We start from the raw sequence: 18,233 nt of genomic DNA, 5'->3' as shown, positions 1-18,233 counted from the left end.
TAAATTGTTTTAGTAAACCTATCATTAAAAGATAGATAAAATGTGATATAATTAACATATGAAAAAAAATTTTGAAAATAAATGGAAAGTAGTTAATAATAATAAAGGAAATATTTCAATTATAAGATTTATAAAATTTATTTTTTTAAATCTTTGTTTTGATAAAACCTTTATTTATTTTAATATTAGTACATTTTTTTTTAGTTTTATTTTTGCATTGTATAGTTCATTTCTTACATCTAATTCAGATATATCAATTCTATTCGATTTTTATACATTATTTTTTATAGGTGTAATTATGTTCTTACAAGTTATCAGAGTTTGTTATTATTTATTCATAAGAAAATCTGAAGATAAAACCTTGTTTATTATCGTTTCTAATACAATGTCAAGATTAAAGTTTTTTATAACTATATTTTTTGTGAATTTAATATTAATTTTATTTCAAGTACTTTTCAGCTTTATTATATTTAATTTGTTTAATATATTAATAAATCATAATAATTTAAGTGATAATATTATTTTACAAAAAACTTCTACATTTATATGATTTGCTTCAACTATATTAACAATACTTTGTGATTTTGTTGTGTTTTTATTTATTATAGTAAAAAGTCAGGCAGCAATGACAATATTAACATTGCTACTAGCATTTACATTTGTTGCAAATCTACCTCTGAGATATTTAAAAACATCAGAAGAAGTAAAGACTTTGTCGTTTGATGGTGGACAAGAGTACAATGTACCACAAGTATATGAGGCATTTGATCTACAAAATCGTATTAATAAAGGAAATATTAAGTATAAGTATTTATCAAGTTATATTAATAACTTTTACCTAAATAATAATGGTTTATTATATGATGATGATTTTACAACTGATCCACTTAAATCAAGTAGGTTAAATCTATGAGAAGAGCTTGGAGTGATAGTTGATAAGAATGATCCTAATAGTTATGGGCAATTTAATTATGCTTTTAATAATCTAAAATTAAAAAACACTAATAATAGTGAAATTCCATACGCATGAAGGTCTGATGCAAACTCATCAGAACCGATCAATAGATACTCTATTCAATTAGTTATAAATAAAAGATATATAAACCAAAATGAGTTACTTAGTTTATATAACAATGCTAAGGATAATACTAAAGCACTTATTATCAAGGATATATATGATTTTTCAAATCAAATAATATCAAGTATTGTTAATTATCAAAAATCATTATATTTACTATATCAAAACTTTTCTTTAATCGATTTAAACAATAGTTTTATTGTTCCTAAAAGTTCATCAGGTTATAGTGATAAAATAAATCTTAAAGAAGAATATTGAAACTCTACTTACAATTATAATTTTTATCCAAACGGTACAAAGATTAATGATGTAGTATTTTATGATTCTGAAGAGGATGGAAGTTTAAAACAATTTATAAATGAAGTTCTTTCAAATCCTGTTTTCTTTGCAACTAGATTAGTAGAGAAATATTTTTTAAGTGATACAAATACTTATAAAAATATATTAGAAAAAAAATTGTTAAAAAATAATGAAAACTATACTAAATATATAAGTTCAAGAAATTTTTTTAATTGGTTTTCAATGATAAGTCCTTTTTATAGTTTGTGAAGTTCTTATACTTATTTTTCAGGTAATTCTGCAAATGATATTTGATTTTCACTAACCAATTATGATATTCCAAGCATTGTTTTTGACGCACAGGATAATATATTTTTACCTTATGTTCAATACACATTACAAACTGATACAAGTGACTTTTTATATAAAAATAATTATGATAAATTTATTAAACCAGATCTATTTATATATTTATATTTAATAGTTACTTTTATATTATTGTATATAGCTTACTATAAGTTTAGAAGAATTGATATATAAAATATTAAACAAATTAATAGTTATTTATCGTTTATTTAAGTGTAAATTAAGAACGAATCATATTTTATAAATTGTGTACCCTTAATGTATTATAATTATTGAACAATTATAAATATTATTATATAATGTTTTTGTAAAAGATTTTAAAGGGAATAAAATATGAGAAAATTATTAAGTTTATTAGGAGTTCTATCCATTAGTGCTAGTTCTTCTTTAATGTCTATATCTTGTAATAAAGATGAAATAAATAAAAGTTTTGAAGTAAATAGTCAATTACCAATCATAGATGGGGAAAATTGAAATGCGCCTAGTAAAGAAAATAAGTATGAAAATTATTTTCATGTAGATGCTCCAGATAAAAAAGGTATGTTAAATGATATGCAGGGTGCTTTTTTTGATGGTACATATTGGCATTTATACTATTTATACAATAGTGAAGCAGAATATGATAGTAGTGGCGAGCAAATAGGTAAGAACGGTACTGAATGATACCATATGCAAACCAAAGATTTCATTAATTGAGAATATAAGGGAATAGCAGTACATAAATGAAATTCAAAAGGTTGAGGAGATGCAGCTGGTGGTACTTTATATGTTGATAAGGATAAAGATTTTGGTAAAGTAGCTGGTGGTAAAGTAGCTATTTCAACTGCATATGGAGGAGAAAAAGGTCAAAATATAATGGCTTATTACTCAACACCAGGTGATGGAAATGGTAATGATAATGACTTTGGATATAATTTTAAAGAATTAAATAAAGGTAATCCGATACTTGAAAATGGAAAAGAATTGGGTACTTATCCAGACTTTAGAGACCCACATTTCTTTAAAAAAAATGGTAAATTTATTCTATATGTGTCCGAACTTGATGGATTTGGAGTTTATGTCTCTGATAACCCACTTGAAGGTTATGAAAAAAAAGGAGAATATAAAGCCAAACACGCAATGGTAGAATGTGCAAATATATTTGAATTAAACGTTAATGGTAATGAAAAAGAAAAAAAGTATGTCGTTATTTATGGTGGAAATGGAAATAATGACAATGGTCAGCCTGATTTTATTGATAATTTAGGTACTGGTACATATTATAGTGTTGGTCATTTAGATGATAATTTTGTCTTTCAAGAAGAGCAAGCTCCTAAAAGATTAGATTTCGGTGCAGATTTCTATGCTGCAAAGTTTTTTGAAGATACTCAAGATCAAAGCTTACCAATTGGAGATCATTTAATAGGTACTGGTTGAATGAGTAGTTGAGATTATAATAGGGTGGTTCCAAACACTGGTTATTGAGGCAATATGTCACTTGCAAGAAAAATTAAACTTACAAAAAACAAAGATGGCGAGTATGGTATGAGTCAAAGTTTCATCGGATTAGACAATCAAGAATTAACTGCATCTGGGAATCAAAACAATATTATAAATTCAAAAATAAGAGGCGGAAGTTATAAATTAGACTTAAACTTTAAAAATACTAAAAAATCAAATGCTGTTATTGAATTAGAGTCTAGTGATGAAACATATAAAAATATAATAAAACTAGATTTTGAAAAAAATAAAATATCAACTAAAAGATACACAAAAGATGTAACTTTAGTCAATAATAAAGGTTTTATCCAAGATAGAAGTTATGTTACAAATCTAAATGACAAAAATGATTCAAGTTTATCATTAATAGTTGATAAATCAACAATTGAAGCAGTTCTTCCAGATGGGTCAATAATCTCGATGGTTAAATTTCCTGACGGAGTTTCACCAGAAAAATTACTTTTAAACTTATCTAAAAATATTGAATTTGACTACAAATATTATCAATTTAAAAAAGAATAAGGAATAAAATGAAAAAATTAATGAATTTAGGGTTAGCTTTATTTTTAAGCACTAGTTTGACATCTAGTATAGTTTCTTGTGGAAACAGTCAATTTAGAAATTTTGAATTGCCTGGAATTGATAAACAAAGATTCTCTAATAGATTTCATGTACAAAATCCAACTACAGGTATGATGAATGATATACAAGGTGGTTTTTATCGTAATGGTAAATGACATGTATATTTTTTACAAAATGCAGACGGTATTTTTGATGCCTCGGGTGAAAACCATGGAAAATTTGGATCTGTTTGATATCATGTTACAACAGTTGATTGAATTCATTGAAACTATGAAGGACCAGCTGTTCCTAAATACACAACTAAGTATGGAGACCAAGCATCAGGAACATTTTTTGAAGATGTTGACAACTCATTTGGTTATGGAGAAGAAGCTATTATTGCAATAACAACTTCGTATAGTGATGCTGGTCAAAATATAATGATGTTCTATTCAATTGATGGTGGGTATACATTCAGTCCTGTTAAAGAAGAACCTGTATTATGAAATCCTCATAAAAATACTAACGAAAATTTTAGAGACCCATATTTCTTTAAAAAAGATAATAAATTTATAATGTATATTGCAGAAGAATATGAGTTTGGAGTTTATGTTTCTGACAATCCAACTGAAGGTTATAAAAAAACTGGAAGTTTTAAAGCGGACCATCCAATGTTAGAATGCCCAAACTTATTCCAAATGAACATAACAAACGAAACTGACAAAAAGAAGTGGGTTGCTATTTATGGTGGTAATGGTGGTTGAGGTGATAATAAAGATGATTTATCAACAGGAACTTACTATATAACTGGTGATCTTGATAGTGAAACCTATGTATTTTCACCAGATGAAAACCAAAAATATAAGCGTTTAGATTTTGGTCCAGATTATTATGCTGCAAAGTTTATGACAAAAAGTAGTTCAAATACTAATTTAGATAGTCTAATATCGTCTGCCTGATTAAGTAATTGAAGTTATAATTTTTCAATACCTAATGATGGTAGAATTGGGAATATGACCCTAGCAAGAGAAATCAAATTATTAAATATAGGTACAAAAGAAGTGCCAAATTATGAATTTCAATCAAATTATTTAGGATTTGATAGTATATACCATACTATTGAAGGAAATTATGTCTCAAATACGAAAATTATTGAAGACACAAAAATGTCTGGAAAATATTATAAATTAGATATCTCACTAAGTAATTTATCAAACACAAAAGAAAAAGTTACTTTATCGTTAGGTGATAATAGTTATAGTATAAAAGCAGAACTTGATTTTGAAAAAAATCTTATCAGCGTGAAACGAACTATGGATGGAAATTTATATTATGGAGAAGAAGAATTTGAGAAAACAAGAGTTTTTAAAGCGAGTTTAAGTTCTATAAAAGATGAAGCAAATATTGCTTTATACGTCGATAGAACAAGCGCTGAGTTTAAATTCCCTGACGGTTCAACATTTACAATGCTAAAGTTTGCTGATAATAAGACAAAAGAAGATGTATATTTAACATTAGAAAATATAAAGGCAACATACAAGTATTACCAAGTAGCTTAAATAAAATAAGTATAGATATTATAAGAGCATTATAAGCTCTTTTTTTATTTTAATTAATTATTTTAAAAAAAAAATTAAATATATATGAGAGTGATATAAAATAAACTTGAAAGTAAGCAAACTTGTATAAGTTAACATAATGGGTTAACGTTTCTACAAGACACCTATGTCTTTTCTATAAGTTATAATTAAAGTTCCTTAAAAGTTATTACACAGTACGTTTGATTATTTTCAAGTATATCTTTAAGAAATATGGAGAAACTATATAAATGAAAAAACTAGTAAGTATCTTAACAATTATAGGAATTAGTGCAAGCGCTACTTCTTATGTAGTATCATGTAATAATTCTATAAACGATGTAAGAGATGTTGTTTTTATGTTTGACGCATCTGCAGGTACTAATGCAAATATTCAAAAACAATATAAAAAAATAGTTGATGATTTTAATGAAGCTAATAAGGATTCATTAATAAAAGTTACATTTGAAACACCAACTGCAGGTGCAATATCAAGTGCACTTGCATCAGGGGAAGCTTTACCTGATTTATATGTAACATATACCGATAATGTTTTAAAATACCTAGCAAGCGCACCTGAGGAAGTATTAGATATGGGGAGTATTGTTCCTAGCACATTTAAACCTAAACTTAACTCTTTTATGAGCGAAGGTAAATTAACAGTTGGAAATGAACAAAGACAATTAGTTCTACCAATGTCAAAATCATTTGATTTCTCAGCAGTAAATCTAAGATTGTTAAAAGAAATTACAATATTAGCAGTAAATAATAACACTTTAAGCGGAAAATTTTGAGAAAATATAGATCCATCTGATTTATATAAAGATATTTCTGAAATTTCAACAAATAATCTAAATATCGGAGATGATTTAAGTAAAATTTTTGAAAGTATTGCAAAAGCAGATGAAGCTAATGATATAAAAGCGATTTTACTTAAAAATGAGAATTTAGCAAAAATCTCAGGATATATGTATAAGTTAGATCACACTTATCATTTAGTAAATACTGATATTTTAAAAGATGGTTCTAAAATATATGGATTAGGAATTGATTCACTTGCTAATAAGATATATTCAGAATATGCAGAAAGTATTAAAACAGACTCAATTAAAACACTTTCAGACAATCAAGATTTTTTATATAACTACTATGACAATAATTTCTATGTTAATAAAAGTCGAGGTCTAAAAGGTCTTGAAGGAGAAATGAAATTTTTACAACAACTAAAAGACGAACAAGATAAAAATGATGATTCACTAAGAGGCTCAACAACAGATTCGAAAGATACTGAATTATTATATGTTCCTTCATTAACAGGAAAGAAAAAATACTCATCAGATTATTTTGCTGCTGGAACAATGCTTTTAGCATCAGGTTCAACAGCTGGATCATTTTATTATAAATCATCTAACAATGTTGTAGATGAATTAAAAGTTGATTTTAAAGATGTTCTTGTTATGGGAACGCCAACTGAAAATGGTCAATCATATACAATTCAACAAGGTCCTGGAATTGCAGGTTTTAAGTCTTCTTCAAATGAAAAACAAGAAGTTGCAAATAAGTTTTTAGAGTACTTAATGTCTCCTGAAAAACAAGCATACTTCGGTATATTTACTGGTTATTTACCATCAAATGAAGAGAATTATTTAGAGGATTCTAATTATTTAAAATGAATTAAAGGTGAAGAACAACCTCTAAATGATGATGGCAATAAAACAAACAGATCAAATCCAATGTTAAAACAATATATTGATATGATTAATGATGGCTCAAACAATTACTTTTTTACAGTAGAAGGTTCACCAATAGGTAATGGTGTAAGAAGTAATGTTTTAACTAGTGTAATACAAAATCAAATGATGGATGATAAAGGTAAAGATATTTTCTGAAAAAATAATAGTTTGACTGATAATTTTTGAGGAAATGACTCAACTAACTTAAAAACGAGAGCTAATTATGCATTCAAATCAGTTATAACCGATTATGATCCAAATGGTAAAGTAACAGAAAGAATGCAATTACCTAGCGTGTTATCACAAGTAAAATTACTTGATAGAAAAGAAGATTAATCATATATGGAAATACTTAAAGATATCGAAAAGCAAATAAAAGAATTTAATACAATTATAATCCAAAGACATATAAATCCCGATGGAGATGCTTATGGTAGTCAATTAGGACTAAAAGGTTTAATTGAAGAAAATTTTAAGGATAAAAAGTGTTACGCAATTGGAGAATCGATGGAATATTTAAATTATATTGGTTCTTTTGATAAAGTTGAAGACGAAGTTTTTAAAGATGCATTGGTTATAGTAACAGATTGTGGGAATGTAGAAAGAATTGATGATCAAAGATTTAGCTTAGCAAAAAAAATAATAAAAATAGACCATCATCCAAATGTAACACCTTATGGTGAAATAATGTGAGTTGATACATCATATACTTCTGCAAGTGAAATGGTAGGTTACATGGCTATGCAATTAAAGTGAAGAATACCTACAATGGCAGCAAGAGCGATTTTTAATGGAATAGTCACTGATTCTGGGAGATTCATGTACAGAGGTGTTACGCCAAGAACATTTGATGTAGCTAGTCGACTATTAAGTACAGGTTTTGATTTGGAAGAAATGTACAAAAATTTAAATACTAAAAAATTAAGTGAGTTAACATTCATTAATTATATTTATAGTAACTTTAAGTTAACAAAAAATGGTTTAGCAACAATAATAGTACCAATAAGTGAAATGAATAAACACGGTTTATCAGCTGAAATGATGAACAAGTATGCTAATACATTAGCAGGGTTTAAAGAAATTAAAATGTGAATTACTTTTAGTGAAAGAAGTGATAAACAATACCGTGTTGAGTTTAGAAGTTCTGGAACAATAGTAAATCAATTAGCTGTTAAATATGGTGGTGGTGGTCATGCACAAGCCGCAGGAGCAATAGCACAAAATTTAAAAATAGTTCAAGATATTATTGAAGATGCAGATAAACTTTTAGGAGAATAAACTTAATGAGTATAAAACTTAGAAATGTAACAATTGACTATGGTAATTTTGTTGCTGTAAACAACCTTAGTATGGATATTAAAACTGGAGAACTTGTTTCTTTATTGGGTCCTTCAGGATGTGGAAAATCAACTACTTTAAATGCTATAGCAGGATTAATCCAAATAACTTCTGGTCAAATATTATTTGATGGTATTGATGTAACTCATAAATCTACTCAAAGTAGAAATATTGGATTAGTTTTCCAAAATTATGCTTTATATCCACATTTAACTGTATTTCAAAACATTGCTTTTCCTTTATACCAAAGTAAGTCTTTTAAAAATAATGTTAAAAAGATCAATAATGATATTAATTTAAAATCAAAAATACTTAAAGTTGCAAAACATAATAAAAATATTTTTGTAAAAATTAATACTGTAACATCAAAAATTAAAATAGACATTAAAGAAATAAGAAATGCTTTGTCAAGTATTGAAGATTGATTAATCACTAAGTCTTCTGTATACATTAATGGTTTTATAGATAATTTGTATAATGATAATTTTGAAGTGTTCAAAAATAAACAATTTTCTTATTTATTAGACAAAGTTAAACTTATATATTGGCAAGAATATAAAAATATTTTCGTCAATATTTTTAATGATTTCAACGAAGAATTATTAAAACTTGATAAAAATAATGAATATTATAAGCAAGTTAATGAAATTATTAAAATGATAATAAAAGGTATAAATTTCGATATTAAAGCCTTTATTAATTCAAATATTGTATTGTTTAAAAAAGCACTAAAATCACACATGAAGTCTATAGAGAGCGAAATTAGTTTAGCTAAAACGAATGCAAAACAAAAAGGTGAAACATTTCATTTCATACTTAGTGATGAAGAGTATTTATTAAAGCAAAAAGAATTTGATTTAAAGTGTGAAGAGTTTAAAGTTGAACTTGTTAATGAAATTAACAGCAAAATTAAACTTAACATAGCTAAAGGTGCAATTGATAATATTATTGATATTATTGTGAATACAAAAGAAGAGTTAGCATTTTCTACAGAAGAAATACTTCAATTACAACAAGAAACTCAGCTTACAACATTTAAAAAAGAAGTAAGAAAAGCTGTTGAAGAAGTATCTGAAAGAGTTGAAATCCAGAGTCAGTTATTTAAAAAACCTGCTGAACTCTCTGGTGGTCAACAACAACGTGTCGCAATTGCTAGAAGTATAGTAAAAAAACCTAAGATTCTTTTATTGGATGAACCATTAAGTAACCTTGATGCAAAGTTGAGAGTATCAACCAGAGAATGAATTAAAAAGTTTCAAATGGAAACTGGTATAACTACAGTCTTTGTAACTCACGACCAAGAAGAAGCATTAAGTATTTCGGATAAGATTTATGTAATGTCTAAAGGTAATTTACAACAAGGAGATATTCCAGTAAACATTTATGAAAAACCTTCAAATCTTTTTGTAGCTAATTTTATAGGAACTCCGTCGATGAATTTTATGGAAAATAGAATTAATGATAGAGGTGAAATTTTAATTAATGGTAAAAAAATGAATAGTATTTCAAGAATGAGAAATAGGGATGTGATTATTGGTATAAGACCAGAGCATATCAGAATTTCACAAGACACATCTACTAATGATTTTTTAAATGATGAAGAGTATGAAACTGAAATAATCTCATACGAATTATTAGGTAAAACAAATTACGTAAAACTTAAATTTGGTGATGATGTAATTAGTGTAGTGTTCGATTCAAGATTACTTACTAAGTTGGAGTATAACCAAAAGTTAAAGATTAGTTTTCTAAGAAATCATTTATATATATTTTCAAAAGATGATGATAGAAAATTATTAGAGGTAATTTAGTATGGCATTAAATGTACAGGAATTATTTGAAACAAAAAACCCAGTTACCATTACTGAAAATAATAAAAGAAGTATTTTTAAAAGAAAAAATAAAACGACAAAGAATATGGAGTCAAAGAAGACCGATTTTCTATATCAATTAATTTGGATAACACCAGCGTTAGTTTTTTTAGCAGTATTTTCTTACTATGCAATTTTTATAGTTTTTAGAAATGGGTTTAATGGTGCTAGAAGGCCGTTATTAGATTTTCAAGCAACTTTATCAAATTTTAAAAATATATTTGATGACCCAAATTTTATAATATCGCTAAGAAATTCACTTTTATATTCAATAGTTGTTATACCAACAACATTAATAATTACACTTACAACAGCAAAAGTATTATCAAATGTATTGAATAAGAAAATGTTTTCTTTCTTACAATCTTTATTCTTTTTACCTTATGTTACTTCCACAATGGCAATATCAATGTCTTTTGCATATATATTTTTACCTGAAAAATATGGACTAGCTAATACCATATTAAATAGTTTTGGTCTAGAATCGGTTGACTGAACTTCTAAAAAAAATGGTATTTTTCTTGTAATGATATTTGGAATATGAAGAACTATGCCATTTCAAATAATTATGTTTACTGCAACTTTTCTAAGAATTGATCCTCGTTATTATCAAGCTGCAAGTGTTGACGGGATGCCTAGGTGAAAGCAGTTTTGAAGAGTTTCAATACCAAGGGCAGTTCCAATGATAGTCTATATGATAACAACTGGAATAATTGGTTCTTTTAAAGTTTTTCCATTAGGTTTATTTGGTTCTTATGAAGCTTCTGTTGCTGCAAATGCTCAAACTGTTGTATTTTATATTTTTAGTAAAGTTAATCCATCAAGTACACAACAATCATATGGTAAAGGTGGAGCAGCATCACTTGTATTGATGGCAATAATATTAATAATTACTATTGCTAATAGACAAGTTTCTAAACTTCTAACAAAAAAATATAAGTAGGAGATAAAATGAAAAAACCCATTATACAAAGTAAATTTAAGATTATTTCTTTAGCTTATAAGAATAAAATTGAAGAAATGAAAAAAGAAAAAAATGTTGAAAAAATAAAGTTAGAACAAGAAAGAAATGATTATTGAAATGAAGTAATAAGTATTGATAAAAATAATAGTTTCTCTAGTTTTAAAGAAGTTAATGCTTATAGAAGAATAAAAATTAGGTGTATAAATAAAAACTTTACTATTGATAAAAATATTAAGTTATCAAAGGAGGAACAAAAGTATAATAAAACTTTAGAAATAGATAAAATAAATAGTGAAGCAAATCATTTAGCTAGAAAAATAACATTTAATCCATTTAATATATTCTTTATTATTATTTTCTTTAAGTTTTTAAATATTTTTTATAAAAGAAAAAATAAATTTATTAATTATAAATATAATAAGTTATTACAAAAACAAATTATATTTACGAATACAATGGCTGGTGAAACTTTCTGAAAAAAAGTATTAAGAAAAATTATCCAAGGTACATTCTTATTTGTGATGGCTATAATTATAATTTTTCCATTTTATTGAATGATACTAACTTCAGTTAGAGGATTGGATGAGTTTGACCCACTAGCACCAACAAGTTTCTTCCCAAGCTCTTATACTTGGGAAGCTTATAGAAAGTTATTTGAATATGTTGGTGGAAGTAGTTCAATGTTTAAAGTAACAATGCAAAGGTTTTTTATAAATTCAATTTTAATAAGTTTTACTACTACAATATTACAATTACTTATATCAATAATAGCAGGGTTTGGTTTAGCTAACTGAAAAACTAAACCGCAAGGTATAATATTAATAGTTATGTTTGCTACTGTAATGGTTCCTGGTGAAGCCATGTTGATTGGACAATACATTTATATTGTTCAATTAGGATTAAAAAATACATTCTGATCATTGGTAGTGCCGTTCATTTCAAATGTATTTACAATATATTTAATGGCTAATGCATTTTCGAGTGTTGGAAAAAGTGTTAAATCAGCTGCTAAAGTTGATGGACTTTCAACATTTAAGTATTTTTGAAAAGTTGCATTACCATCGGTAAGATCAACAATAATAACATCATTTATAATATCATTAATATCATCGTGAAATGCAGTATTATGACCAACAATGGTATTGGGGTCAAACTCTGAATGAGTAACATTACCAATGTTGTTATGAAATTTAATGTCTATCCAAGGTGGAGAACAGGGCGATATTTTAGAACACTTTGCAAGAGATCCACAGAATTTAAAAATGGCTGGTGCTGTTGTATCAATAATGCCAATGATAATAGTTTTTATTTTTGCCAACAAGTTGATTATAAAAGGTATTTCAAGAGATAGAGGGGATAAAGGATAGTATGAAAAAAATAATTTTATTATTTAGTTCAATTTCTTTGGTTTCCTTATCTTGCTCAACCATAACATCTTGTAATTCAAATACACAACCATATAGTAATAATGAAGTTGAAGATAATCAAATATCTTATTATAGTTTATCAATTGGTAATGGTTTATTTTCTTATCTCAAGGTAGGTTCAAAGGCAATATTATTTGACGCCGGAATTGGTCTAAGTAAAGATGCAGAGTGAAAGGGTTTAAAACATAAAGGTAATGAATTTGCAACAAACTTTATGAAATGAACTGGTGTAGAAAGTATAGAAGCTATATTTATAAGTCACAATCATAGTGACCATTACGGCAACTTAGATACAGTAACTAAAAATTTCGATGTAGCAAATATTGTTTTACCATTTAATGGTGAAAAATTAAAAAGTAGGTTTGTTACAGATAAGAGTAAATCTACATATGATAATGAAATAATATATGTAAGTAATAATACAAATTTATGAAATTTCTCAGATAAATATAGCTTTTTAAGTATTGATTTTTACAACTGAAGTTATTCTGAAGCTGATTATATGAAAAAACTTTCTTTTAAAGATGAAAATAATGCTTCATCAATTATATACTTTAAAGTAAACAATAAATCAATATTATTACCAGGTGATGCAGAACAAGGTTTAGGTGATCGTTTAGTAAATAATAAGGTTTTACAATTTACAAATGTAAATATATATCAAGTTGCTCATCATGGTAGTAAAAACTCATTAGGAAAAAATTTTGTTGATAAAATTAACCCAAACTTTTGCTATGTTTCGGGAACAAATGGAGATAATATTGATTATAGAGAATGAGGAGGAGATCACATATTTCCTACTTCTAAATCTAACGAAAATACAGCATCTTGTGATGAAACTTATTTAACTGGTAAAGTATTAAGTAATACAAATAGTGATAAACAGGATGGTGAAATTAATGTAAATGCTGAGTTTGCAAAGGAAGCTGATTATTTACATGAAAATGCTTCATATGAGTTTAGATTTACAAAAGATGGCACAATTTCAAAATATTATTTTGATAATACAGTGGCTAATCCTGGTTTTTTAAAAGAAATTAATAGTGATAAGCCTAATTATAATGAATATGTTAGTAATCATAAATTAAAATAGGTTAAGTTATTTATTTTAATTTATTAATGTAACTTAATATATCTTGTTTAGTTTTTTTAGAAAATCTAAATATAAGTTATGTATTATTTTTAAATATTTAAAAAACTTTTTATGTTCAATAATGACCATTAATAATACATTTATATTATTGTTTATCAACTCTTTGAGTTACGCAAATCTTCCAAAATAAAACTGTGAGTGTATAATTATTGTATGAAAAAAGATAATCTAAATTTAAAAAAGTTAGTAAATTGTAAAGATATTATTATATCTTGTTTTGTTTTATTAATAATTTTTAATGTTTTAATTTTTATATTAGATAATCTTTTATTAAGTAAATTAACTGCTTACTTTGATTTTGCTATCTTATTACTATCTTTTTGCGTAATTATTAAAAAATTTAATTATAAGGAAAGAAACATAAATTTAATAGTAATAAATTTATTAATAATTATAATTATAATTTCGACAATAGCATTAATTATAGGTTTGAAAGTAAAAAATATTATAAATATGAAAACAGATCATAAATTATTAGAGATTAAAAATTTACTTGATAAAGATAAATATAATTCTAAATCCATAAGTAATAACTTTATTATGAGCAACTTTATATTATCAATAATATTTTTAGTTTTTAATTTCCTTGCTATTTACATTAACTCTTATAAAGTAATTTTAATTTTAGTCCAAAAAATATATCTAATTAACAAATATATAATTAATTTAGTGTTGAAAAAATTATTCTTACTTTTAATTGGATTTTTTTTCTACAAAAATATTACATTCAAGAAAAAAGTAGAATTAGTATATAACTGTATTCTAAAAGTTTTTGTGTTTCTATTTAAAAACAATATATTGTTTCGTATCATTAAATTAAATACTTATAATAAATGAAGTGTTTCTCCATAATTTTTAATTTTAATGAAAGTTTAGATTGAAAAGGAGAAAAAAATGAAAAAACTAATTAAGATTCTAGGGTCTTTGACTTTTTTTAGTACACCAGTTACAACTGTGGTAAGTTGTGGAAAGAATGATGACGGTGTAAATAATGGAGACAATGGAAATAATGGCGACAATGGAAATAATGGGGACAATGGAAATAATGGCGACAATGGAAATAATGGAAATGATGTAGACAAACCTAGCACCAATTTAACTGATTTACAAAATCAAATGAAATCAGGAGCTGAAATGATTTCAAAATTAATACTTGCAAGTAAACACGAAAATTTGAATTATAACCTTAATGAAATTCTATCAATGTATTTATCACCAACACCAACAGCATTAAAAATGCCTGTTACATACAAATATAACAATGAAGATATAAATTTTTCTACTTCTTTAAATAAATATAAATCATTGTTAGCACCATCGTTAGAAAGAATTAATAATGATAATTACTCAGGTGTTTTTGCAAGTTATGTTATGGGAATGTATGAGGACGATTTTTATACTAACTTTATTAGAAAAGGAAGTTTTCAAGATTCTTTTAACACAACTGGAGGAACAGGTTTTAATAAATCAAGTGATAATGAACTTGGGATATTAGCCGGATTTGATAAAAATTTAGCATTATCAAAAGATGAAAATAGAAGAAACTTATCTTGAGGAATTCAAGATACTGGTGCATTAACAAATTACTTATTAGATAAAGGTTATGATGGAGCATTCCCTGGTGACACAAACGGTACTTCAAGTCCAAAAAGTGCTTCAAACGATTCTAAAGGTGGAACAAATGGATCGGGTTATCTATACTATAATTCAATAGTTTCTAATGGTAAAGGCGCTTACAATGCAAATAAAATAAAAAATAATAAAGTTGAAAGTAAACTTCCGGAGGACTTAAACTATAAATCAAGAAATTCAAAAGATAGTGAAGATAAATATTCTTCAGAAGTAAATGGTATGAAATTTAATAAAATTGGATCATTATTATCCAATACAGCTGGTGAGCAAAACATAAATGGGTATATTAATAATATTTCAAGTTTAAAAAGTAGTATAACTGAATCTGACTTTGGTTCTGAGTCATTATTAAATTTTATAAACTTTATGACACCAATTTTAACTAAAAAAGCAAATCAAACCGAATTGATTATGCAATATGTTGCTTATGGATTGATCTATAATGCCATGGATGTAATTAATGGCATACAAAAAAGTAGCGATATGAAAGACTATTTGATTAGCAAAGGTTTTGATCAAAATATTTTTGATAAATTAATCAATGTAAGAAAACCCCTAAATAGCATATTTGATTTACTTAGTCCTGACCCAAATAAAATTTCTATTACAAGTATTTATAACAATAATGATGATGATACAAACGATGATCAATTAGATAATTTACAAAATGTATCAAGTTTTTTAAAACAACTACAAGTTGTTCAAAATAAATTAGGCACCGATGAGGAAAAACTAGAATTTACTAATAAAGTTTTCTTAGATAAAAATAATACTTTTTATAATTCATACAAAATTATTATTGATGGAGTAAGTTTCTTTGGTTTTTCAATTAATGGTATGGGATTAGACGCTTGAAAAAATGTTATTGGCAAAAATGGAGATGGTGGAGTTAATTTATTAAGTTTAATAAGCAACGTATATAATAAATTAGCAAATAATGATACAAAAGAATTATTATCTACTTTAAAAAATCAATATAATGATATTGGTCTTGCTGATTTATCAAGAACTCAAAAATTGAAGTTAATTAAGGCTCTTGGTTATGACTCAACAAATAAAAAATATACTGAAGATTCTTATATGTATAATGCTTACAATTTAATAACAAACCAAAGCATTGACGGTGTTAAGGAACTAGATAATTTATTTTCTGTTTTAAAAGATGCTGTTAATGGTGCAATGAAAGAAGTTCATGAAAACGCACTTCAATATATTTATGATGAAAAATATTGAAAAACATCAAATGTAAAAATCACATCAACAGATCCATCAGAATTAAATGCAAAAATGGAATTCACACTTGAATATAATGGAGTTGGTGATGCAGACTCAAATGCAGATCAACAAACTAAAAAAGTTGATGTACCAGAGAATTTTAATCCTTATCAGACAATATTAAAATATCAAGAAGGTTATTTAAGTAATGATGACTTAAAAAGTAAAGTAGATACTACAAAAATTTCAGGAGAAGTTCTTGGTAAGAAACAATACAACCTAACTGATGATGATTTAATAAAATATGATGGTAAAGGTGAAAATTATAAGACTGTTAACCATAAATATAACTTAGTATGACAAAATATAAGTAACGATGTTAACAATCCGCACTGGGTAGTGGTTGATATTAAATCATACAATAATGAAAATAAAGAATTTTATAATATATATTAATTTTAAAGAAATAACTTTTTAATAAACGATTTTACAAATCGTTTTTTATTTTATAAAAAATAAGTAAGGATAAATTATTAATAATTTTTCTTATATTATTGTTATAATTAAAAAAAGGGTAAATATATGAAAAATAAGGGTTATTTAAAGTTATCAAAAACAGATATATTAGAAAAAGATTTTGAAGTTGAATATAAAGGGTACAAAGTAGAAGAAGTTGACTCATTTTTGGATATGGTTTTAGAAGATTATAAATATTTTGAGGAAGTGGAGCCAAGATTTTCTGCTAAGATTAAAGAATTAGAGCAAAAAAACATGAAACTTATTAAAGAATTAGAAGAAAAAGTTTCTCTACTGAGAAATACAGAAGAACAATTAGAAAAATTAACTAGATCTGGAGTTAACAACTCTTCTATTATAAAAAGATTATCTAATCTTGAAAAAGAAAATTATAATAAATAAATATTAATATAAATGGAGAAGTTAAAATGTTAAAATTTGGTAAAACATTATCTTGAATAGGATCATTTTTTTTAATCTCATCATCAGTTCCTTTGATGTGTCTATCTGTTTTTATGGTGAGTATTAGGAGAATTGTTGTAAGTAGTCTGAGAAATATTCAATATATAGGTGAATGATTAGCTTCGTTAGCTGATGAAACATTAAAATATTTTGAAATATTTGGAGGAGTTTTATTTGTAATTGTTATATCAATCATAATTATAGTAATATTGCATTTAGTATTTATAAATTTTAGAACTTCTTTTAAACAAAGAATTGGATATTTTATAGGAATTGTTTTTGGTGGATTACTTCTATTCGCTTCAGCAATACCTTATTTTATTACTTTATCACCATCAATCGATGGTTTGTGAAATTTAATAACAGGTTTATTATTTACATTTTGTGGTTTAAGCGGCTTTTTAATAACAATAGGGTCTTTCTTCGGAATGCTAAGTGCAAAAACTGAAAAATCAAATAGTATAAGTAAACGTAAAACCAATAAATTAGAAAAAAAATTTAAATACGACCCAGCTTTATAGAACAATAAGTAGAAAAATATTTTCTTTTGTTGTATATGGTGTTAATATAATTATTGAGAAT

The 18,233-nt window shown here is 25.7% G+C and carries 13 protein-coding genes; all 13 read left to right on the top strand.

Features of this window, described 5'->3' with window-relative positions:
* Positions 1-58: 58 nt before the first annotated feature.
* Entirely contained in the window at positions 59-1,897 is a 1,839-nt protein-coding gene (locus tag SCORR_RS04035) for a hypothetical protein (protein ID WP_094049393.1), read from the top strand.
* A gap of 159 nt (positions 1,898-2,056) precedes the next feature.
* Positions 2,057-3,724, top strand: a complete 1,668-nt coding sequence (locus SCORR_RS04030; RefSeq protein WP_094049391.1) for a glycoside hydrolase family 32 protein — start codon at positions 2,057-2,059, stop codon at positions 3,722-3,724.
* Between the two features lie 8 nt (positions 3,725-3,732).
* Entirely contained in the window at positions 3,733-5,322 is a 1,590-nt protein-coding gene (locus SCORR_RS04025) for a glycoside hydrolase family 32 protein (RefSeq protein ID WP_094049389.1), read from the top strand.
* Between the two features lie 269 nt (positions 5,323-5,591).
* Positions 5,592-7,409 (top strand): extracellular solute-binding protein, encoded by a 1,818-nt coding sequence (locus SCORR_RS04020; protein WP_094049387.1) that lies wholly within the window; start codon positions 5,592-5,594, stop codon positions 7,407-7,409.
* Positions 7,410-7,415: 6 nt separating this feature from the next.
* Positions 7,416-8,351: a DHH family phosphoesterase gene (locus SCORR_RS04015; RefSeq protein ID WP_094049385.1), complete on the top strand. Its 936-nt coding sequence runs from the start codon at positions 7,416-7,418 to the stop codon at positions 8,349-8,351.
* Between the two features lie 5 nt (positions 8,352-8,356).
* On the top strand, positions 8,357-10,222 hold the full coding sequence (locus tag SCORR_RS04010; protein WP_094049383.1) for an ATP-binding cassette domain-containing protein: 1,866 nt from the start codon (positions 8,357-8,359) through the stop codon (positions 10,220-10,222).
* Position 10,223: 1 nt separating this feature from the next.
* Positions 10,224-11,225, top strand: a complete 1,002-nt coding sequence (locus SCORR_RS04005) for a carbohydrate ABC transporter permease (protein WP_094049381.1) — start codon at positions 10,224-10,226, stop codon at positions 11,223-11,225.
* Between the two features lie 8 nt (positions 11,226-11,233).
* Positions 11,234-12,613 carry a carbohydrate ABC transporter permease gene (locus SCORR_RS04000; RefSeq protein WP_094049379.1) on the top strand — a complete coding sequence of 460 codons (1,380 nt, stop codon included), beginning with the start codon at positions 11,234-11,236 and terminating at the stop codon, positions 12,611-12,613.
* Between the two features lies 1 nt (position 12,614).
* Positions 12,615-13,766 carry a ComEC/Rec2 family competence protein gene (locus SCORR_RS03995; RefSeq protein ID WP_094049377.1) on the top strand — a complete coding sequence of 384 codons (1,152 nt, stop codon included), beginning with the start codon at positions 12,615-12,617 and terminating at the stop codon, positions 13,764-13,766.
* Between the two features lie 213 nt (positions 13,767-13,979).
* Positions 13,980-14,678: a hypothetical protein gene (locus SCORR_RS03990; protein WP_094049375.1), complete on the top strand. Its 699-nt coding sequence runs from the start codon at positions 13,980-13,982 to the stop codon at positions 14,676-14,678.
* A 42-nt stretch (positions 14,679-14,720) separates the two neighbouring features.
* Complete coding sequence (locus SCORR_RS03985; protein WP_094049373.1) at positions 14,721-17,129, top strand: Vmc-like lipoprotein signal peptide domain-containing protein; 2,409 nt, start codon at positions 14,721-14,723, stop codon at positions 17,127-17,129.
* A 126-nt stretch (positions 17,130-17,255) separates the two neighbouring features.
* Positions 17,256-17,591, top strand: a complete 336-nt coding sequence (locus tag SCORR_RS03980) for a DivIVA domain-containing protein (RefSeq protein WP_094049371.1) — start codon at positions 17,256-17,258, stop codon at positions 17,589-17,591.
* A 26-nt stretch (positions 17,592-17,617) separates the two neighbouring features.
* On the top strand, positions 17,618-18,172 hold the full coding sequence (locus SCORR_RS03975) for a hypothetical protein (protein WP_094049369.1): 555 nt from the start codon (positions 17,618-17,620) through the stop codon (positions 18,170-18,172).
* Positions 18,173-18,233 lie beyond the last annotated feature (61 nt).

It is taken from the genome of Spiroplasma corruscae (assembly GCF_002237575.1).
GTDB classification, from domain to species: domain Bacteria; phylum Bacillota_I; class Bacilli_A; order Mycoplasmatales; family Mycoplasmataceae; genus Spiroplasma_A; species Spiroplasma_A corruscae.
This window is presented reverse-complemented; position numbering and strand designations above follow the sequence as displayed.